Annotated in this window: 1 protein-coding gene; it reads left to right on the top strand. The window is 65.6% G+C overall.

Annotated elements, in window-relative coordinates; all coding sequences use genetic code 11:
* A partial coding sequence (locus FLQ03_RS08660) for an Ig-like domain-containing protein (protein WP_144374150.1) occupies positions 1–279 on the top strand: 279 nt, incomplete at both ends.

The raw sequence follows: 279 nt of genomic DNA, 5'->3' as shown, positions 1-279 counted from the left end.
AGCGTGGGCGAGACCAGCCAGGTCACCATCACCTTCAGCGAAGCGGTGACCGGCTTTACCAATGCCGACCTCACCATCGCCAACGGCACCTTGAGCGCGGTCAGCAGCAGCGATGGTGGCGTTACTTGGACGGCCACCTTCACGCCGACGGCCAACCTGACGTCCACCAGCAACGTCATCACGCTGGCCAACAGCGGCGTGGCTGACGCGGCCGGTAACGCCGGTAGCGGCACGACCAACTCCAACAACTACGCCATCGACACGCTGCGGCCCACCGCC

The sequence above is a fragment of the Vogesella urethralis genome (assembly GCF_007644045.2).
Classification (GTDB): domain Bacteria; phylum Pseudomonadota; class Gammaproteobacteria; order Burkholderiales; family Chromobacteriaceae; genus Vogesella; species Vogesella urethralis.
The sequence above is the reverse complement of the archived record's forward strand: the minus strand, read 5'-3'. Positions and strand labels throughout refer to the sequence as shown.